An 18,745-nucleotide genomic window follows, 5' to 3' on the forward strand; every position below is an offset into this window, starting at 1 on the left:
AGAGTCTACGGCGCGGGCGTCGCCGACAGTCGCACCGCCTCGCGCGTGCGCGCGGAGATGCCGAAGCGGGCGGCGGTCGCGACCCCTGGCACCCAGGCGATCTCGCCGTCGGCGACGACGACCGGCAGCGCGCCCCGCCGCGCGCGCGGGATCCGGCGTGCGGTGAAGAGGTCCTGCAGCGTCTTGCTGCCGCCGAGGCCGACCGGGGCGATCCGGTCGCCGCTGCGCCACGGCCGCACCAGCAGCGGGCCGGCGCCGAGCGCGGCGCGGTCGAGCACGCCGTCGGCCGGCTCCGGCGCGCTCGCCTCGCAGGCGACGCGCCAGCCGCCGAAGGCGACAGCGCCCGGGATCGGCAGCTCGACCGGCGCGAGAGCCGCAGCGCCGGGTGCGGCGGCGCCGAGGGCGGCGGCGCCGGAGCGGGCAGGCTCGCCGGCGGCGGGCAGCGCCTCCCCGCGCGGCCCGCGCGCGACCAGCTCCGCGCGCACGACGCCGTACTCCGCGACCGCGCGCACGCCGCCGCCGAGATCGGCGTAGGCAGTGCCGCGCTCGCGCAGCGCCGCGACCGCGCCGGCGTGGCCGGCGGCGCCGGCGACGGGCCGCCCGGCCGCGTCGTCGGCGAGCCGCTGCACGACCAGCCGCCGCAGCGCCGGCGCGAGCCCGCGCAGCCGCTGCAGCGGGATCGTGCGGCCGCCGGGCGCGTCGAGCTGCTCGTCGACGAGCGCGTCGAGCAGCTCCGCCTCCTCCCCCAGCACGGCGGCGATCCGCAGCACGTTCGCCTCCGCCGCCGGATGCGCCTCGCGCAGCGCGGCGACGAGGTCGTGGCGGATGCGGTTGCGCGCGTAGGCGCGGCCGTCGTTGCTGGCGTCGTCGCGCCAGGCCAGCCCGCGCGCCTCGCAGTACGCGGTCGTCTGCGCCCGCGTCAGCTGGAGCAGCGGCCGCACCAGCGCGCCGTCGCGCGCCCGCATCCCCAGCAGCGCCCGCCGGCTCGGCGAGGAGGCGAGCCGGTAGAGGATCGTCTCGACCTGGTCGTCGGCGGTGTGGCCGACCGCGATCGCCGTCGCCGGCCCGCGCCGCGCCGCCGCGCGGGCGGCCGCCGCGTAGCGCAGCTCGCGCGCCCACGCCTGCATGTTCCCGCCCGCGCGCGGCATCGCCTGCTCGACCGTCAGCGCGACGCCCAGCTCGGCGCAGAGCGCGCGGCAGTGGTCGGCGTCGGCGCCCGCCTCGGCGCGCAGCCCATAGTTCACGTGGACCGCGCCGACGTGGGCCGGGCCGGCGATCCGCGCCGCGACGTCGAGCAGGCAGACCGAGTCGCGCCCGCCGGACAGCAGCACGACGACCGCCTCGCCCGTCCGCAGCAGCCCGCCGGCGCGGACCTGCTCGACGACGTCGTCGGGGTTCATGCGCCCACTCTACGCCGCCGCAGGCCCCTTAAAGCGTTGACGGCGAAGCTCCACACGGGAACTCCGCCGTCTGCGGGCAAGGCGGCCCGCCGCGCTCGGCCGACGACGCTCGTTCCGCTGTGCGGTCGCGGCGCCTTGCAGGCCTCGCAGCACCCACCGCCCGTCCGTCGGACCGGCGTTCGGGCGGCAGACCCACTGAACGGCCTGGTGCCTTGGTTGGTGCACCCGACCCTCCTCCAGCCGCGCGCGGCTGTCAAGCGCGCGAGCGGTCCTCAGACCTTCAGGTGCGGGTAGTCGCGCTCGACCAGCGCGGTGTACTGCGCGTAGACCGGCTTGACGACCGGCATCAGCGCGAGCGCCGCCTTGATGTCGCCGCCGGTCTTGATCCGCCGTCGGGCGATCGCCATCGCGATGTTCTCCTTGCCCTGGAAGTACTTGTTGGCGGTCTCGGAGGCCATCTGCATCCGCACCTTCGGCTCCCAGTCGACGTCGTCGCTCCACTCCCAGACGATGAAGCGGCCCTCCTCGTCGGGACGGGCGGCGCGGACGTTGACGACGAGGTCGAGGTCGTCGAACTCGAACCGCTGCGGCACGTCGGCGTCGCGCAGCTGCGGGCCCATGTCCGGGCTGTCCATGAGACCGAAGATCTGGTCGATCACCTCGCGGAACTCGGCCGGCGATCTGAAGCTGCTGCTGCCCATCTGCGGTGACCTCCCAGTCGACGACGCCGCGCCCCGTCGGACGCGGTTGGGCCGCAGTCTATGCTCGCTGCCCCATGGCGACGACGCTTCACCTCCACCCGACCGCCGAGCTGGCCCCGCGCGTGCTGCTGCCGGGCGACCCCGGCCGCGCGCTGCTGCTCGCGCAGTCGCTGCTCGAGCAGCCGAAGATGTTCAACCACAATCGCGGCCTGTGGGGCTACACCGGCGCCGCCGCCGACGGCGAGCCGCTGACGATCCAGTCGACCGGGATGGGCGGGCCGAGCGCGGCGATCGTGATCGAGGAGCTGCTGCGGCTGGGCGCCGAGCGGATCGTCCGCGTCGGCTCCTGCGGCGCGCTGACCGACGGCTTCGCGCTCGGAGACGCGCTCGTCGCCGACGCGGCGATCGCCGGCGACGGCACCAGCCGCGCGCTCGGCGCCGGCGAGCGGGTCGCCGCCGACAGCGCGCTGACCGCGGCCCTGACGGCGGCCGCGGACGCCGACGGCGGCGCCCGCCGCGGCGCGGTCGTCACGACCGATCTCTTCTACGACCCGGCCGGCGAACATGCGGATCCGCCCCCGCGCGACGCGCTCGCGATCGAGATGGAGACCGCGACGCTGTTCCAGCTCGGCGCGCTGCGCGGCGTGCCGACCGGCTGCGTGCTGCTCGTCAGCGACCTGCTCGGCCCCCAGCGCGGCCGGATCGACCCGGAGGCGCTGGAGGCAGCGGCGATCCGCGTCGGCCGGATCGCCTGCCACGCGCTGAGCTGACGCGGGCGGGGCGCCGCGAGCGACGCCGATCCGCGCGTCAGCGTCTGGCGGCTCTTCTCGCTCTGGCGCTTCTTCTCGCCGCCGCGCGTCTGCTGGCGGCTGCCGCGCGCGTGCGCGAGGGGCCGGCTCTTCTGGCCGCGCTCGTGATCACCGGCTGCGGCGCCGACGGGGTGTTCTCGTCGGCGATCCGCTCGGTCTGCAGCGAGAGGCCGTCGAGGCGCCGCTCGATCCCCTCCAGCCGCGACTCGATCGCGGTCAGCGCGGTCAGCTCCTCGATCCGCGCCTCGACCCGCTCGATCGAGCCGACGAGGTCGAGCTCGCCGACCCTCTGCTCGACGCGGTCGAGCGCGTCCTCGATCCCCTCCAGCCGCTGCGAGACCGAGCGCACGCGGCGCGTCAGCTTCTCGAGGTCGGCGGCCGACGGCAGGTTGAGCGCGCCCATCGCGACCTCCTGCGCCGCGGCGGCCTTCTCGCGCGCGTCGAAGGCGCGTGTCAGCGCGGCACTCACGAACGGGCTCTCCAGCAGCTCCTGCGCCAGTCTGCCGAGCGCGTCCTCGCTCTGCTTGGAGATGCGGGCGCGCAGCCCGTCGCTCGTCTCGTTGCTCATCGGATCCCCTCGCGGGTCGGAGTCGGCGGGAAGGCGCCGACTGTAGCGCAGCCGTTGCGCCCTGAACGCCGGCAAGATCCGTTGCAGCGGCGGTGAACGGGACGCGGACTCAACGCTTGCCTCGACGCTGATCGGGAAGAACGTGTGAAGCTGTTCTCATGCCCGTCACCGGACGCCTTCATGCGGCGTTAAACGGCTTGGTTACTCTTGAGCCAGTTTGCCTGTGGTACTCAAGAGGATGGAGCCGCACGCCGAAGCTCACGTGCAGCTCCTTTTGTCTGTGAGCACCCCAATACAAACACGCGGGTTCTTCTTTGCAAACGTCCAGAACAGCAGGTAGCTTCCGGTGCAGTCGCCATCTCGGCGGCCGTGATTTCAGGCCGCAGATGCGGCGTGTCGGGAGGAGCTTGCAGGTCCGATGAGAAGAACCACGCTGCGCATCGCCTCGCTCGCCGCGGGCACCGCGATCCTCATCGGCGGCATCTCGTCGCAGGCTTCGGCCGACAAGCGACTCGTCACCGTCACCCTCGCCGGGGGCAGAATCGTCACGCTCACGCTCGACGGGACCCCCGGGGTCCCGATCGACAAGACCCAGCTGCCCGATCTCGGCGCGCCGGTCCTGTCGATCTCCGAGACCCCGCTCGCGGAGACCCCGCCCCAGACGCAGGCGACCGCCACCACACCGCCGGCGACGCTCCAGACCAACCCGATCATTCCGACGACCCCGACGCAGCCGCCTGCCGGCACGACGGGAGCGACGGGCACGACGCCGGGCACGACCGGGACCGGCACCACGCCGGGCACCACCGGAACCGTTCCGGGCACGACCGGCACGGGCACCACGCCCACGACCGGCACCGGCACGACGAGACAGCCCGACGCCGTCGGCGGCATCGTCACGACCGGCAGAGGCGCCAAGGGCAGGGGCGGCAGATCCGTCCCGAGAACGAACGCCGGCTCCGGCGGCGCGGGCGAGCTGACCGACGCGAACCGCGACGGCACCGCGACCCCGGACGAGACGCCGGACACCCCGGTCCAGACCGAGGGCGCCCAGCCGACCCCGGACACCCCCGGCTACACGGTCGCGCCGACGCTCGACCTGACCCCGGCCGGCGTGCCGAACTTCTTCATCGAGCAGTTCCGCATCCCGCCGTTCCTGCTGCCGATCTACCAGGCTGCCGCGATGCAGTACGGCGTGCCGTGGCAGATCCTCGCCGCGATCAACGAGATCGAGACCGACTACGGCCGCAACCTGTCGGTGTCGTCGGCCGGCGCGCTCGGCTGGATGCAGTTCATGCCCGGCACCTGGGAGACGTACGGCGTCGACGCCAACGGCGACGGCCAGAAGGACCCGTACAACCCGGTCGACGCGATCTTCGCCGCCGCCCGCTACCTCAAGGCGGCCGGCGCGGAGAGCGACCTCTACAAGGCGATCTTCGCGTACAACCACGCCGACTGGTACGTCGAGTCGGTGCTGCTGCGCGCGAGAGTGATCGGCGGCATGCCGGCCGACCTCGTCGGCTCGCTGACCGGCCTCACGCAGGGCCGCTTCCCGGTCGCCGCGCGCTCGACCTACGCCGACTCGATCGACGTCAGAAGAGCGGGCAGAAGAATCACGGGCAGCAATGCCGCCGTGACGGTCGAGGGCGACGCCGATCGCCGCTCGATCAACATCTTCGCCGCCAGAGACGCCCCGGTCGTCGCCGTCAACGACGGCACGATCGTGAAGCTCGGCGAGAACGACAGACTCGGCCGCTTCGTCGTCCTCCAGGACGTCTACGGGAACCGCTTCACGTACAGCCACCTCGGCTCGCTCGCGGAGAAGATCCCGGTGCCGAAGGAGGCCGACGAGCTGTCGGCGCCCAGCAGCACCGAGCAGGAGCAGGCGCTCAAGGCCCAGCAGGGCCAGGACACGGCGCCGACGGCGGCCGCCAGCGCCGGCAGACAGGCCGCCACGGCGGGCGCTGCCGACACCGCTGACGCCGCCGCTGCCAGAGCCGACGCGAGAACGGCGAGAAGCGCCGGCAGAGCGACGGCGAAGGCGGACGCGCACACGACGCTGCCCGACGTGCCGCAGGGCCCGTCGCTGGCGAAGGAGCGGCTGTTCGCGAACCCGTCGCGGCCGGAGGCGTTCGCCGCCGGCGGCGAGCGTCAGCTCGACCAGATGGGCGAGCGCCTGACGACCTTCGAGGGCTACTTCTCCGGTCCGCTGGAGGCCGATCCCGACGACTACCTGCTGAAGCCGCTCAGAAAGGGCTCCACGGTGATCGCCGGCACGGTCCTCGGCCGCATCGACAGAACGACCGAGAGACTGGCGCCGCACGTCGAGTTCACGATCCAGCCCGCCGGCCGCGGCGCGCCGAAGATCGACCCGAAGCCGATCCTCGACGGCTGGAAGCTGCTGGAGTCGACGGCGATCTACAAGGCCGGCAACGACAGCGTCTTCGGCCGTGACGGCTCGGAGCCGTCGATCGGCCAGATCCTGCTGATGACCAAGCAGGAGCTGATCTCGCGGGTGCTGTCGAACCCGAACATCGAGATCTACGCCGGCGGCCGCGAGGACATCCGCACCGGCCAGATCGACCGCCGCGTGCTCGCGACGCTGGAGTTCCTGTCGTCGAGCGGCCTCAAGCCGACGGTCACCTCGCTGAAGGGCAACCACGGCCTGATGACCGCCTCCGGCAACGTGTCGGAGCACTCGACCGGCACCGCCGTCGACATCGGCGCGATCAATGGGATCCGGATCCAGCCCTCGACCCAGGGCGACGGTTCGATCACGGACATCACGATCCGCCGCCTGCTGACGCTGCAGGGGACGATGAAGCCGCATCAGATCATCTCCCTGATGTCGTACCCGGGCAGTGACAACACGCTGTCGCTGCCGGACCACGACGACCACATCCACATCGGCTTCCATGCGGTCGATCCCGCCGTCGGCGCGACTCCGAGACTGCAGCAGATCCTGAGACCGGAGCAGTGGACGAGACTGGTCGACCAGCTGACGACGATCGAGAACCCCGTCGTCCCGACGTCCGTCTCCAGATACGCGATCGAGGACAGAGACGCCAGATAGCGTCTCTCTGGACGAGCGGAAGACCCAGGTCTTCCGCTTCGTCCAGCTCGAGTTCCCGTGGGCGGTCGGTCCGGATGACGGCCGCTATGTCGTCCGGCCGGACGGACCCGGTGGCGAGGCGACGCATGTCGTCGTCGTCAGAACGCTCGGCAGCGGACGGCGGCAGCTGCTGCCGCGCCGCCAGCGCGCCCGTGCCGCCGCGCCCGAGCCGGAGCCGGCGAAGGTGCCGGTCGGCCGCGTCACGATCGTCGACGCCCGCCCCGGCGCCGTCGCCGACGCCGAGCGCTGGCTGGCAGGCGCCGGTCACGCCGAGGCCGACGCGGGCGTCGTCGAGCTCGGCCGCGTCGTGCGCGCCCACCGCGTCGCCAGCGGCGACCCGGGCGTGCCGCTGCCGCGGCTGACGCAGGCGCTCGCCGTGCGCGTCGGCTATGGGGCCGGCGAGGAGGTCGCCGACGGCCGCTGGCGCGCCGCGCGCGAGCTGCCGCCCGTGAGCGACGACGGCGGCGCCAGACGGCGCGGCCGGATGCTGCACCCGCAGGAGCGGCTCGCCGCCCTGCTTGGCGGCCGCTCGCACGCGCTCGCCTGCGAGGAGCTGACGCTGCGCGCCCGCCACGACCTCGACCACGGCCAGCTGCGCGAGGCCGCGCTGCAGCTGCGGATCGCGCTCGACGCGGCGCTGGCGGAGCTGCCGGCGACGCCGCAGGCAACCGCGCTGGAGGGCCGTGTGACGGAGCTGGACGGGCTGCGCGGCTCGCTCGCAGCGCTCGCCGACGACGCGCTCGGGGGCGTGCTCCCGGCTGACGCCGCCAGCGCGCTCGACGCGACGCTGAGACGGCTGGAGGCCGCCCTGCGCGCCCGCACGGCCGCCGAAAGCGGCCATACCTCGACCTCAGCCTGAGGTCGAGGGTTGCTCGCTCGACGCCGTTCGCGGCGCCGAGACGGCCGTCAGAGGGCGTCGATCAGCGCTTCCAGCTCGGCGACGACGTCGCCGTCGAGCTTCACGACCGCGTCGTCGTCGTAGCGGGTCGGGCCCTGCGTCAGGATCGCCACCTCTCCCCCGGCTCGCAGCGTCAGCGCCGGCAGCTCGCCGACCGGCCACACCTCCAGCGAGGAGCCGATGCAGAGCAGCAGATCGGCCTTCACCGCCAGCGACTGCGCCCGCTCCAGCGCGGCCTGCGGCAGGAACTCGCCGAACAGCACGACGTCGGGCTTGAGCGGACGGCCGCAGTCGCAGCGCGGCACGCCCTGCGGGTCCTCGTCGAGCCGCCGCTGCACCTCCGCCAGCGGATACGAGCGGCCGCAGGCGGGGCAGGAGGAGCTGGCGATGCTGCCGTGCAGCTCGATCAGCTCGCCATGCGGCCCGTGCAGGCGGTCGATGTTCTGCGTGATGACGGCGTCGACCAGGCCGCGCCGCTCGAGCTCGACCAGCAGCTCGTGGGCGCGGTTGGGGCGCTTGTCGCGCAGCGACTGGAAGCGCTCGCCGTAGAAGGCCCAGAAGCGGGCCGGGTCGCGCCGCCAGGCGTCGACGTGCGCGACCTCCATCGGGTCGACGTTCTCCCACAGGCCGGTCCGCGGCGTGCGGAAGTCGGGGATCCCGGAGGGCACCGAGATCCCCGCGCCGGTCAGCGCGACGACCGAGCCGGCAGCGCGCAGCCGCGCCGCGAGCGTCGCGACGGCTGACGCCGCGGGTGCGGCGCCGGCGGCGGCCGGTTCCGCGTCGCGATCGGCGTCAGCCGGTCTCATCACTTCCCCTGGAACTTCGGCGTCCGCTTCTTCAGGAAGGCGCCGATGCCCTCCTTCGCGTCCTCGGAGGCGAAGACGACCGCGAAGCCCTTCTTCTCCTCCTGGATCCCCTCGTCGAGGTCGGGGACCGCCGAGACCTGCTTGATCTGCTCGACCGCCAGCGGCGCCTGGCCGGCCAGCTTGCGCGCCCACGCGAGCGCCGTGTCGAGCAGCTCGTGGTCGGGCACGAGCCGGTTGACGAGGCCGAACTCGTATGCCTCGTCGGCCGACATCGGCTCGCCGGTCAGGTTCATCTCCTTCGCCTTCGCCTCGCCGACGAGCCGCGGCAGCCGCTGCGTGCCGCCGAAGCCGGGGATGATGCCGAGGTTGATCTCGGGCTGGCCGAAGCTGGCCGAGGCGGCCGCGATGCGGACGTCGGCCGCCATCGCCAGCTCGCAGCCGCCGCCGAAGGCGAGCGCGTTGATCGCCGCGATCGTGATCGTCGAGCTGCGCTCGAAGCTGCGGAAGAGCGCGTGCGCGTCGTCCAGCAGCATGCGGCCGCCGGCCTCGTCCATCGACGAGAACGCCTTCAGGTCGGCGCCGGCGCAGAACAGGGCGGGGTTGGCGGAGGCGATCACGAGCACGCGGATCGCCGGATCGCCGTCGACCTGCGTCCAGGCGTTTCTGAGCGCCGCGATCGTCTCCGGCGAGAGCGAGTTGGCCGGCGGGCGGTCGAGCCAGGCGATCGCGGTCGCGCCGCGCGTCTCGAGCTTGACCGGGCCCTCGTCCCAGCCGGCGTCGGGCTGCGGGTAGGGGAAGAAGCCCTGGCCGCTCTTGACGCCGAGCCGGCCCTGCGCGATCAGCCGCCGCAGGATCGCCGGCGGCGCGTAGTGCTCGCCCCACGCCTCCTGCGCCCGCTCCAGCCGCTCCAACAGCGTGTCGAGGCCCTCCTGGTCGGCGCGCGCGAACGGCGGCGGGATCAGGCCGGCGCCGGCCATCATGCCGAGGTCGATGTCCTTCGTCGTCGCGATCCCCTCCTCCAGCACGAGACAGGCCTCGACGAACGCCTTCAGCTGAAAGCGGTCGACGACCTCCTCGATCCCGGCGGGCGCCTCGACCGCGGCCGGCGCGGAGCCGTCGTGCGCGTAGAAGCCCTTGCCGCTCTTGGCGCCCAGCTCGCCGCGCTCGATCCGCTCCAGCATCCCCTTGTGCAGCGGGAAGCGGTCGCCGAAGCTCTCGTGCAGGTATCTGCCGACGTGGCCGACGGTGTCGAGGCCGAGCAGGTCGACGAGGAAGAACGGGCCCATCGGCGTCGCTCTCGCGTCCGTCATCGCTCTGTCGATCGCCTCGATCGGCGCGCCGCTCTGCTCCTGGAAGCGGAAGACCTCGCCGAACGACGAGTTCAGCACGCGGTTGACGACGAAGCCCGGCGCCTCGTCGCAGCGGATCGCCAGCTTGCGGATCGTCTGGGCGAAGCTCATCGCCGCCTGCGTCGTCTCCGGCGAGGTCTCCAGCCCCTCGATCACCTCGACCAGCCGCATCATCGAGGCCGGGTAGAAGTAGTGGAAGCCGACGACGCGGTCGGGCCGGCCGGTCGCCTCCGCGATCTCCGTGATCGACAGCGCCGAGGTGTTGGTGGCGAGGATCGCGTGGCCGGGCGTGACGTCGTCCAGCTCGGCGAAGACGGCCTGCTTGACCTCGATCCGCTCCGGCACGGCCTCGATCACGAAGTCGACGTCGCCGAAGCCGGAGTAGTCGGTCGTGCCGCTGATGAGCGCGAGCTTGCGCTCCAGCTCCTCGGGTGCGAGCTTGCCGGCGTCGACCTGGCCCTGCCAGATCGAGCGGGCCTTCTCCAGCCCTTGGTCGACGAATCTCTGGTCGACGTCCTTCAACACGACGGGGATGTCGGCCGAGGCGATCGTGTAGGCGATCTCCCCTCCCATCGTGCCGGCCCCGACGACCGCGGCCTTGAACACGAACATGCTTGCCCTTCACTCGGTGGCGGTTGCGGGCAAGTCTATGCCGGCGCGGCTCGCCGCAGACCCGGCTCTCAGGCGAGCGCGCGGGCGACGCCGGCGAGCGTCCGCCGCAGCGAGTCGCGCAGCGCCCGCCGCACGAACAGCGGGTCGGCGACGACCATGAAGGGCCCGCTTCTGAGCAGCGCGTAGTCGAGCTCCAGCGCGACGCCGATCCGGTCCGGATCGGCCGCCACCGGCGCGAACGCGAGCCGCTGCACGCCGCGCAGCTGCGGATCCTCCTGCGTCACGACCAGCTCCTCGCCGGGCGTCTGCCGCAGCACCTGCTCGACGACCCGTCCGCGGCCGCCGGCGTGCGACTCCCACGTCAGCCGCGCGCCGACGGCGGGCCACGAGGGATCGAGCGAGACGACGTGGCCGAAGCCGTCGACGAAGGCGGCCCAGCCCTCCGGCTCGCTCCACAGCCGCTCGACGGCGGCGGGCACGGCCGTCAGCTCGACCGCGGCGCGCGCAACCCCCATCTAGGTGCCCCTCCGCATGCGTTGCCGTCTCACGGGGCACGGATGTTCGCAGAGAACCACGGAATGGAGGAACGAACGATGCAACGAGCACTGGTCGCGACTGTGCTCGCGGGCGCCGGCCTGGTGGCTGCGGCGCCGGCGACGGCGATCGCCGCGAGCCCGGCCGCGAGCACCTCCTCCGCGGCCGACGTCGGGCAGACGGCCGTGACGCTGCGCGGCAGCGTCGACCCCAACAGCGTCCCCACCACCTACGCCTTCCAGTGGGGCACGACCGCCAGCTACGGCAGCCAGACGCCGAACCGCTCGGCCGGGTCGGGCGCCAGCGGCAGAGCGGTCACGTTCCGCCTCAGAGGGCTGACGCCAGGCACCGCCTACCACTACCGGATCGTCGCGACCAACAGCGACGGCACGACCGTCGGCGGCGACCGCAGCTTCAGAACGACGCTGCCGCCGGCGACGCTCCCGTCGATCCTCGCGACGGCGCCGTTCGCGCCCTACGCCAACAGCGTCACGCTGACCGCCACCGTCAACCCGGGCGGGGCCGCGACGACCTACAAGTTCCAGTTCGGCACGACCAACACGTACGGCGCCGAGACGTTCGCCGCCAGCGTCCCGGCGGGGATCGTGCCGGTGCCGGTGAAGATCCCGCTCAACGGCCTGCAGGAGCGGACGACCTACCACTTCCGCACCGTCCTCTCCAACCGCAAGGGCACGGTCGTCGGGCCCGACGCGGTCTTCACGACCGGGCCGTTCGCGCCCGCACAGGTGACCTCGCAGACGCGGCCCTCCAAGCAGCGTCGCTCGCACCCCTACTTCGTCACGACGGGGGCGCTGCGGCTCGGCTCGGGCGTCGGCGTCGCCGACGGCTGCCAGGGGATCGTCGGCGTCCGCTTCACGAGCGGCTCGCGCACGGTCGCCAGCAAGCGCGTGCGGCTGAAGAGCGGCCACTGCAGCTACCGGCTGCGCGTCCGCGCGCTGCCGCCGTCGGGCAAGTCGAAGCTGCGCGTGCGCGTGCACTTCTACGGCAACGCGATCCTGACGCCGCAGGACGCGCGCTCGTACCTCGTCGGCTTCAAGTAGCCGCCGCAGAATGACAAAGGCCCGGGGCGGATGCCGCGCCCGGGCCTTCGTACTCTCTCACCACATAGAACCGGTCCCAGCTGGGCGTGCAGACCCTTGTGTGAGGGTGCGCACTGAAGCTCTGCCGGGAAGGGTAGCGGGTTCTACGCGTTCGCGGTAGCCGGGGTCTCCGCGCGGCGCGGCAGGAGCGTCTCGCGGGCGATCACGAGCCGCTGGATCTGGGCCGTGCCCTCGTACAGCTGCATGATCTTGGCGTCGCGCATCAGCTTCTCGACCGGGTACTCCTTGATGAAGCCGTAGCCGCCGTAGACCTGGACGGCGTCGGTCGCGACTCTCATCGCGGCGTCGGCGGCGAAACGCTTCGCGTGCGAGGAGACGAGCGTGTTGCGCTCGCCGTTGTCGAGCTGCGTCGCGGCCTTCCACGTCAGCAGGCGGCTCGCCTCGACGTCGGTCGCCATGTCGGCGATCATGAACTGGATCGCCTGGTGCATCGCGATCGGCACGCCGAACTGGACGCGCTCCTTCGAGTAGTCGATCGCGAACTCCATCGCGGCGCGGGCGATGCCCGTCGCCATCGCGGCGACGCCCGGACGCGTGCGGTCGAGCGTCATCATCGCGAGCTTGAAGCCCTTGTTCTCCTCGCCGATGAGGTGGTCGGCGGGGATCTCGACGTCGTTGAAGGAGATGGTCGCGGTGTTGGAGGCCCGCTGGCCCATCTTGTCTTCCTTCTTGTCGACCACGACGCCCGCGTCACGCGGGACGATGAAGGCCGAGATGCCGCGGTGGCCGGCGTCCTTGTCCGTCTTCGCGTAGACGGTGTAGAAGTTGGCGTACGTGCCGTTGGTGATGAAGCACTTCGAGCCGTTGATGACCCACTTGTCGCCCTTCTTGACGGCAGTGGTCTTCATGCCGGAGACGTCGGAGCCGGCGTCGGGCTCGGTCAGGCAGAAGGAGGCGAGCAGCGGCTCCTCGGTCAGGCGGCCGAGGTACTCCTTCTTCAGCTCGTGCGAGCCGCCGAGGATCAGCGGCGCGGTCGCGAGGCCGTTGCAGCCGACCGAGGTCTGGATGCCGGAGCAGCCCCAGGCCAGCTCCTCCTCGATCACGCAGCCGTCGAGGTAACCGAGGCCGACACCACCGTACTGCTCGGGGATGTGGTTGTTCATCAAGCCGACCTCCCAGGCCTTCTTGATGATGTCCTCGGGCCACTGGCCGTCCTTGTCGTACTCCCAGGCGACGGGGCGGATCTCCTTCTCGGCGAAGTCGTGAGCGACCTCGCGCAGGTTCTTCTGCTCGTCGGTAAGCGTGAAATCGACCACGGTGAATGCTCCTTGGGGCGGTGCGGTGTTCCGCGGCCGCTCGCGGCGGCCTGCAGACGTGACAGATTGACTGGTCAGTCAACGACTGGCCGCAAGGGTAGCGGACCGTCCCGCGCGCATACAAGCGGGAGCTGTCCGAAGGCGCCGATCACCCGTCGCACCAGTCAAAACCGGCGCGTCAGCGCGATGACGCGCCGCGTCAGGAGGTACCCTGCGGACATGGCTGAACTTCGCCGTTTCGAGCTGGACGAGCTGCTCGTCCGACCCGGGACCTACTTCAATCCGCAGACCGAGGTGCTCGTCGTCGTCGACGACTCGCCCGAGATCGACCAGGCCGTCTTCAACATGGAGGACGCCGAAGGCGCCGAGTGGGTGCTCGTCTCAGACGAGTCGCCGATCGACGAGGCCGAGCGCGACGAGCTGCTCGAGCGCTTCCAGGTCAGCTACCACCCGGGCGGCGCCGGCTCGATCACCGACGACGGTGACGACCACGGCGACGAGGAGGACGAGCTGGAAGCCGACGACCAGGAGGTCGGGCGCGAGGACTGAGTGCTTCGCATTGCGAGTTCCACGCCAGCGCGCCGCCCCGCCAGCGCGCGTGGGAGCTCGCGTAGCTAGGCGAAGGCGAAGGCCAGCGCCAGGACGGCGTAGACCGCCAGCAGCTGGACGCCTTCGAACCACGTCGACTCACCCTCGTTGGTGACGTGGTTGGCGATCAGCACCGCGATCAGGAACGCGCCCAGCTCGAAGCCGTTGAAGACGAGCGCGAGCGGACTCGGGCCGATCACGAACGAGGCCAGCACCAGCACCGGCACGACGAACAGCGCGATCTGCGCGCTGGAGCCGATCGCGATGTTGACGGCCAGATCCATCTTGTTCTTGCGCGCGACCAGCACCGCGACCCAGTGCTCGGCCGCGTTGCCGACGATCGCGATCACGATCGCGCCGACGAAGAACTCGGTCAGCCCGATCGACTCGGCCGCCTCCGAGATCGAGCCGACCAGCACCTCCGACATCACGCCGACGGCGACGCCGGCCAGCGCCAGCGCGCCGATCGATCTGCGGATCGGCCACGACTCGTGCGCCTCCGACTCGTCGTGCGCGTCGGGCGGGTTGAACAGCCCGCGGTGGGTCTTGAGCGAGAAGACGAGGCCGGCGACGTAGGAGAGGATCAGCACGATCGCGACCGCCAGCGAGAGGTGCTCGACGGTCGAGTCGTACTTGATCCGCTCGTCGCCCGGCAGCGGCAGGCCCTTGCCCTCGACCAGCTCGAAGATCGCCGGCATGATCAGCGCCGCGCCGGCCAGCAGCAGCATCGACGACTGCGCCGAGGCGGCCGCGCGGCTGAAGGTCTGCTTGTCGCGCCCGATCCCGCCGGCCAGCATCGAGGCGCCGAGCACGAGCAGGATGTTGCCTATCACCGAGCCGACGAGCGACGCCTTGACGACCTCGTGCAGCCCCTTCTCCAGCGCGAAGAGGGCGATGATCAGCTCCGGCGCGTTGCCGAAGGTGACGTTCAGCAGGCCGCCGATGCCGGGGCCCGAGCGGGCCGCCAGCTCCTCGGTCGCACGGCCCATCAGGGCCGCCGTCGGGATCACCCCGAGCGCCGAGGTGAAGAAGATCGCCACGGGCGAGGCGCCCGCGAGGTCGAGCACCACCGCGAGCGGGATGAACGGGACCAGGAAGAGGGACCAGCCTTCGCTCGAGAAGAGCAGGCGGAGCAGCGCTGAGCGCTGCTGGACAGGGGGCTCTGACACGGTCGGCAGACTACCCGTCAGGCCGCCGGAAAATCTGGCGCCTGCGCGCGACCACCGTGGCGGCGGTCGCGCGCGGTGCGCTCAGCGTGTCATCTGCCGGTCAGCAGGGCCTCGCACTCCTGGCCCTTTCTCACGTCGCCGTTGGCGTCCGTGAGGCACTTCTGGTACTTCGACAGGTCGTCGGCGGACGGCGCGGTCGGCGTGGCGGCGCCGGCGCCGCCGAGGCCGCTGGCGCTCATCAGGCCGCCGAGGCCGGCGAGCAGCTCGTCGAACGGCTTCGGGTTCGCGGGCGCCTCTATCGTCTGCGGCTCGTTGACGTCGGTCAGCTCGTAGCTGAGCGAGAAGTCGCCGCTTCTGCCGGCCTCCGGCTCGATCCCCGACGACAGCTCCATTCTGCGCACCGTCGAGTCGTCCTTGGAGACCCACACGTCGATTCTCGGATCTCTCAGCGCTCTCTCGATCTGGGCGCGCGCGTCGGCCGGGATTCTCGACGGCACCTGGCCGCCGGCGGCGGCGCCGAGGCCCTCTCTGGAGACGTCGGCGAGGACGCCGTCGATCGAGTCCATCAGCGCGGACGCGTCGATCCCGCCGCTGACGTGCGTCGTGTCGACGCCGGCGGCCTGCTCGTCACCCTCGACCTTCGGGTCGGTGACCCAGTCCTGCGCGTCGATTCTCGGCACCGAGGTGAGCGGCAGTCTGTCCATGCCGGTCCCCTCTCTGAGCAGCTCCGAGGACAGCTCGTAGGCGCTCCCCTGGAACTCGACGTAGGCCTTGTCGCCGGTCGAGATGAAGCCGGCTCTGATCGGCTCTCTGCCGCCGGGCAGCGTGATCGTCGCGTCGATCTGGCTCTGCGGCGGGTTGCTGCCGGTGTCGAACGGGCCGGCGACCTCGATCGCGGCCTCCTCGCCCTCGGCGTTGAGCTTGACCGAGAGCGTGCCCTTGCCGCTTCTGATCTTCTGCAGACCGGCGAAGCCGTCGTTCAGCAGCGTCTGCGCGTCAGCCGTGTCACCGCCGCTCCCACCGCCTCCGCCAGAGCTGCCCTTGTCGTCGTCGCTGCCACAGGCCGCGAGCGTCAATGCCGCGAGCAATGCGAGCAGCAGCGCGACAACTGCGCGGGCTCTGTGTTCCAGGACACGATGGGTCACGTGCAATCTCCTTCTCACTGGTGGCGTCAAGCGGTGGTTCGAGCAACACTCGGCCGCGTGCCTTCCCGTCTCTTGCTGTGCGCATGCATCGTCGCAGGTGCACTGCTTTCAGGTTCCAATTCGGCCACGGCCGCCAGCCGCGTGCTGGTGATGGATGCGGACGGCAGTGTGCACGAGCGGGTCGACAGAGCGCTCCCGCCGGTCGGCGATCCGCTCGCCGACCTGCCGGCTCCGCGCCAGTTCCACGCCGCCGCCGCGCGCGCCGCCTCCCCCGCCGCCCGCGCCGCGATCGCGCGCACGAGCGCGCCGCGCGCCCGCCGCGCCGCCGCCCGCAGCGTCCGCGGCGAGCTGAAGTCGCTGCTCAGAAGCGGCCAGATCGACGCTGGGCAGGCGCGCGACTACCGCGCCGTCTACGACACCGCGCTGAAGGTCCGCAAGCGCCTCTCCAGCGACCGCGGCGCCGCGCTCCAGGGCGTCATCAACAACACCAACTTCATGGCCGGCCGCGGCGATCTGACCGCCTCGCGCCTGCCGGCGATCTTCACCACGCTCAGACGCAACACCGAGTGGTGGCAGACCGGCCGCCTGCTCTCCTACGGCGAGCGGGTCGAGTTCAACGACAGCGAGCTGGTCTGGCAGTACTACCCCGGCGAGGGGATCCAGCTGCAGGTGCTCGGCACCTTCGGCAAGGCCAACGGCCTGTGGATGGCGAAGGACAAGGCGAGACTCGCCAACGTGCTCGACGAGATGAGCGCGCTCGCCTCCACGCGCGGCGGCGCCTACGCCTGGGAGTACTACTTCTACTTCGGCGGCGGCCGCCCGCCGTGGGCGAGCGGGATGGCGCAGGCGACCGGCGTGCAGGCGTTCGCGCGCGCCTCCGAGCTGCTGAAGAAGCCGGCCTACCTGGCGACCGCGAAGAGAGCGATCAAGCTGTTCGAGCTGGGCGCGAGCACCGGCGTCGGCGTCAAGACGAGCGCCGGCCGCCGCTACCTGCTCTACTCGTTCGCGCCCAGCCAGCAGGTCCTCAACGCCTTCGTGCAGACGCTCGTCGGGCTGAACGACTACTGGGAGATCTCCAGAGACGCGCGAGCGCGCAAGCTGTTCGTCGCCGGCGAGAAGCAGGCGCGGCTCGACCTCGGCGCGACCGACACGGGCGCCTGGTCGCTCTACCAGGTCGGCGGCAACGAGTCCGACCTCTCCTACCAGGAGCTGGTGACCGGCTTCATCCACAACCTCTGCGACCGCGCCTCGATCGAGTTCTGGTGCAGAGCGGACGACCGCTTCAGAACGTATCTGAAGGAGCCGCCGGCGCTGGAGCTGACGACCAGACGGGTGCAGGCCGGCAAGACCGTGCTCGTCCGCTTCGACGTCTCGAAGATGTCGAAGGTCGGCCTGACGATCAAGCGCTCCGGCGCGACCTCGCTGGCGACCAGCGCGACCGTCGCGCGCGGCTCGCACGGCTACACGTGGCGGGTGCCGTCCTCCCCGGGCACGTACGACGTCGTCCTGACCGGCACCGACCTGGCCGGCAACTACGGCCGCGCGACGGCGACGATCACCGTCGTCGGCAAGGCCAGAACCTGATGCGGCGGGCGCGGCGGTTGCCGCCGCGCCCTCCCGCGTAGAATCGAGCCTGTGTCCACCACGTGGGTCCTGACCTGCTCGCCGGAGAACTACGCCGCGACCCGCGCCCACGCGTTCGGCGCGATCGGCATCAAGCAGCGCAACCGCAGACGCGCGTCGAGAATCGCCGTCGACGACCGCGTCGTGCTCTACCTCACAGGCCTGCAGGAGCTGGCCGCGAGCGTCGTCGTGACCGGCGCGCTGACGCCCAACGACGAGCTGATCTGGCCCGACCGCAGCGGCACGATCGACATCTACCCGTGGCGCTTCCCGACGCGGCCCGAGCACGTGCCCGACGAGGCCGAGTGGATCCCGGCCGCGACGCTGGTCGACGCGCTCGACCACATCCAGAAGTGGCCGCGCGCGCATTGGACGCTCGCCTTCCAGGGCCAGCTGCGACCCGTCTCCGCGCACGACGAGCAGGTGCTGGTCGAGCGCCTGCGGGCGGCCGAGACCGCGACGGTGGGGAGCTGAGGCCGGGATGCTGTCGCGGGTGACGAGCGCGTGGCGCGGGCTGGCGCCGGAGGGGCGGCTGGCGGCCGGCGCGGCGCTGCTGCTGTTCGTGACGATGTTCCTGCCCTGGTACCAGCTCAACGCGGTCGTCGCGGAGAGAGCCGGCGGCAGACTGGTCGGCCGCAACCTGACCGCGTTCGGCGTCTTCTCGTTCGTCGAGGCGGCGGTGCTGCTGGTCGCGATCGCGGTGCTGTTCCTGCTGTTCGCGCGCGCCGAGGGCAGGTCGTTCCACCTCCCCGGCGGCGACGGCACGATCGTCACGATCGCCGGCGGCTGGGTCCTGCTGCTGCTCGTCTGGCGGCTGTTCGACAAGCCGAACGTGAGCGGCGCCGGCGTCGGCAACGTCGGCATCCAGTGGGGGATCTTCTTCGCGATCGGCGCCGCCGGGCTGCTGACCTCGGCCGGCCTGCGGATGCGCGCCGCCCACCGGCCCGAGCCGGTCGCCGGCGGCGACGAGCAGGCGTCGGCCCCCGCCGCGGCCCCGAGCGCCGCCGAGCGCGCCGCCCGCCGCGCCCGTGCCCGCACCGCCCCCGGCACCGAG

General features: G+C 71.9%; 17 protein-coding genes. 8 read left to right on the top strand and 9 right to left on the bottom strand.

All coding sequences use genetic code 11. From position 1 onward, the window contains the following. Nucleotides 1–5: 5 nt before the first annotated feature. Both tilS and Q7L73_RS24500 read right to left on the bottom strand, forming a co-directional pair. On the bottom strand, nucleotides 6–1,400 hold the full coding sequence (gene tilS / locus Q7L73_RS24495; RefSeq protein ID WP_304715691.1) for a tRNA lysidine(34) synthetase TilS: 1,395 nt from the start codon (nucleotides 1,398–1,400) through the stop codon (nucleotides 6–8). A 272-nt stretch (nucleotides 1,401–1,672) separates the two neighbouring features. Beyond that, a complete protein-coding gene (locus Q7L73_RS24500) occupies nucleotides 1,673–2,101 on the bottom strand; it encodes an SCP2 sterol-binding domain-containing protein (RefSeq protein WP_304695590.1) in 429 nt (142 codons plus the stop codon). A gap of 74 nt (nucleotides 2,102–2,175) precedes the next feature. On the opposite strand from Q7L73_RS24500, the gene Q7L73_RS24505 reads away from it, so the two are divergent. Next, nucleotides 2,176–2,871 carry a hypothetical protein gene (locus tag Q7L73_RS24505; protein ID WP_304695592.1) on the top strand — a complete coding sequence of 232 codons (696 nt, stop codon included), beginning with the start codon at nucleotides 2,176–2,178 and terminating at the stop codon, nucleotides 2,869–2,871. A 37-nt stretch (nucleotides 2,872–2,908) separates the two neighbouring features. Here Q7L73_RS24505 and Q7L73_RS24510 read toward each other — a convergent pair whose 3' ends face one another. Next, entirely contained in the window at nucleotides 2,909–3,478 is a 570-nt protein-coding gene (locus tag Q7L73_RS24510; protein ID WP_304695594.1) for a hypothetical protein, read from the bottom strand. Nucleotides 3,479–3,896: 418 nt separating this feature from the next. Between Q7L73_RS24510 and Q7L73_RS24515 the strand changes: the two genes are divergently transcribed. Together Q7L73_RS24515 and Q7L73_RS24520 are read left to right on the top strand one after the other, a co-directional pair. Further along, nucleotides 3,897–6,551 (top strand): lytic murein transglycosylase, encoded by a 2,655-nt coding sequence (locus Q7L73_RS24515; RefSeq protein WP_304695596.1) that lies wholly within the window; start codon nucleotides 3,897–3,899, stop codon nucleotides 6,549–6,551. Between the two features lie 223 nt (nucleotides 6,552–6,774). Beyond that, nucleotides 6,775–7,449 carry a hypothetical protein gene (locus tag Q7L73_RS24520; RefSeq protein WP_304695597.1) on the top strand — a complete coding sequence of 225 codons (675 nt, stop codon included), beginning with the start codon at nucleotides 6,775–6,777 and terminating at the stop codon, nucleotides 7,447–7,449. 47 nt (nucleotides 7,450–7,496) lie between these two features. Here the strand turns inward: Q7L73_RS24520 and Q7L73_RS24525 are convergent, their stop codons facing one another. From Q7L73_RS24525 to Q7L73_RS24535, 3 genes are all read right to left on the bottom strand, one after another. Next, nucleotides 7,497–8,294, bottom strand: coding sequence for a Sir2 family NAD-dependent protein deacetylase (locus Q7L73_RS24525; protein WP_304695599.1), 798 nt, complete (start codon nucleotides 8,292–8,294; stop codon nucleotides 7,497–7,499). Further along, nucleotides 8,294–10,255, bottom strand: a complete 1,962-nt coding sequence (locus tag Q7L73_RS24530) for a 3-hydroxyacyl-CoA dehydrogenase/enoyl-CoA hydratase family protein (RefSeq protein ID WP_304695601.1) — start codon at nucleotides 10,253–10,255, stop codon at nucleotides 8,294–8,296. The genes Q7L73_RS24525 and Q7L73_RS24530 overlap by 1 nt, the downstream gene beginning before the upstream one ends. Before the next feature lie 68 nt (nucleotides 10,256–10,323). Next, nucleotides 10,324–10,770, bottom strand: a complete 447-nt coding sequence (locus Q7L73_RS24535) for an SRPBCC family protein (protein ID WP_304695603.1) — start codon at nucleotides 10,768–10,770, stop codon at nucleotides 10,324–10,326. A gap of 78 nt (nucleotides 10,771–10,848) precedes the next feature. On the opposite strand from Q7L73_RS24535, the gene Q7L73_RS24540 reads away from it, so the two are divergent. Continuing rightward, the gene (locus Q7L73_RS24540; protein WP_304695605.1) at nucleotides 10,849–11,850 is read left to right on the top strand and encodes a fibronectin type III domain-containing protein; all 1,002 of its coding nucleotides are present in this window, start codon (nucleotides 10,849–10,851) and stop codon (nucleotides 11,848–11,850) included. A gap of 143 nt (nucleotides 11,851–11,993) precedes the next feature. On the opposite strand, the gene Q7L73_RS24545 is transcribed toward Q7L73_RS24540, so the two are convergent. Continuing rightward, nucleotides 11,994–13,166 carry an acyl-CoA dehydrogenase family protein gene (locus tag Q7L73_RS24545; protein WP_304695606.1) on the bottom strand — a complete coding sequence of 391 codons (1,173 nt, stop codon included), beginning with the start codon at nucleotides 13,164–13,166 and terminating at the stop codon, nucleotides 11,994–11,996. A gap of 219 nt (nucleotides 13,167–13,385) precedes the next feature. Here Q7L73_RS24545 and Q7L73_RS24550 point away from each other — a divergent pair, with 219 nt between their 5' ends. After that, nucleotides 13,386–13,715, top strand: a complete 330-nt coding sequence (locus tag Q7L73_RS24550; RefSeq protein WP_304695608.1) for a hypothetical protein — start codon at nucleotides 13,386–13,388, stop codon at nucleotides 13,713–13,715. 65 nt (nucleotides 13,716–13,780) lie between these two features. On the opposite strand, the gene cax is transcribed toward Q7L73_RS24550, so the two are convergent. Next, nucleotides 13,781–14,923, bottom strand: coding sequence for a calcium/proton exchanger (gene cax, locus Q7L73_RS24555; RefSeq protein WP_304695610.1), 1,143 nt, complete (start codon nucleotides 14,921–14,923; stop codon nucleotides 13,781–13,783). Between the two features lie 89 nt (nucleotides 14,924–15,012). Further along, nucleotides 15,013–16,068: a hypothetical protein gene (locus Q7L73_RS24560; RefSeq protein WP_304695612.1), complete on the bottom strand. Its 1,056-nt coding sequence runs from the start codon at nucleotides 16,066–16,068 to the stop codon at nucleotides 15,013–15,015. A gap of 168 nt (nucleotides 16,069–16,236) precedes the next feature. Between Q7L73_RS24560 and Q7L73_RS24565 the strand changes: the two genes are divergently transcribed. From Q7L73_RS24565 to Q7L73_RS24575, 3 genes are all read left to right on the top strand, one after another. After that, nucleotides 16,237–17,652 (top strand): D-glucuronyl C5-epimerase family protein, encoded by a 1,416-nt coding sequence (locus Q7L73_RS24565; protein WP_304695614.1) that lies wholly within the window; start codon nucleotides 16,237–16,239, stop codon nucleotides 17,650–17,652. 51 nt (nucleotides 17,653–17,703) lie between these two features. Then, on the top strand, nucleotides 17,704–18,165 hold the full coding sequence (locus Q7L73_RS24570) for a hypothetical protein (protein WP_304695616.1): 462 nt from the start codon (nucleotides 17,704–17,706) through the stop codon (nucleotides 18,163–18,165). 19 nt (nucleotides 18,166–18,184) lie between these two features. After that, nucleotides 18,185–18,745, top strand: a 561-nt coding sequence (locus tag Q7L73_RS24575; RefSeq protein ID WP_304715692.1) for a hypothetical protein, incomplete at its 3' end; no start/stop codon positions are given.

This window comes from Conexibacter sp. CPCC 205762, from assembly GCF_030646155.1.
In the GTDB taxonomy this organism is placed as follows: domain Bacteria; phylum Actinomycetota; class Thermoleophilia; order Solirubrobacterales; family Solirubrobacteraceae; genus Conexibacter.

Coding starts and splice junctions, on each gene's coding strand:
- Q7L73_RS24530 (WP_304695601.1), bottom strand. CDS start 10,255: ATGTTCGTGTTCAAGGCCGCGGTCGTCGGGGCCGGCACGATGGGAGGG.
- Q7L73_RS24515 (WP_304695596.1), top strand. CDS start 3,897: ATGAGAAGAACCACGCTGCGCATCGCCTCGCTCGCCGCGGGCACCGCG.
- Q7L73_RS24535 (WP_304695603.1), bottom strand. CDS start 10,770: ATGGGGGTTGCGCGCGCCGCGGTCGAGCTGACGGCCGTGCCCGCCGCC.
- Q7L73_RS24505 (WP_304695592.1), top strand. CDS start 2,176: ATGGCGACGACGCTTCACCTCCACCCGACCGCCGAGCTGGCCCCGCGC.
- tilS (WP_304715691.1), bottom strand. CDS start 1,400: ATGAACCCCGACGACGTCGTCGAGCAGGTCCGCGCCGGCGGGCTGCTG.
- Q7L73_RS24500 (WP_304695590.1), bottom strand. CDS start 2,101: ATGGGCAGCAGCAGCTTCAGATCGCCGGCCGAGTTCCGCGAGGTGATC.
- Q7L73_RS24525 (WP_304695599.1), bottom strand. CDS start 8,294: ATGAGACCGGCTGACGCCGATCGCGACGCGGAACCGGCCGCCGCCGGC.
- Q7L73_RS24510 (WP_304695594.1), bottom strand. CDS start 3,478: ATGAGCAACGAGACGAGCGACGGGCTGCGCGCCCGCATCTCCAAGCAG.
- Q7L73_RS24540 (WP_304695605.1), top strand. CDS start 10,849: ATGCAACGAGCACTGGTCGCGACTGTGCTCGCGGGCGCCGGCCTGGTG.
- Q7L73_RS24550 (WP_304695608.1), top strand. CDS start 13,386: ATGGCTGAACTTCGCCGTTTCGAGCTGGACGAGCTGCTCGTCCGACCC.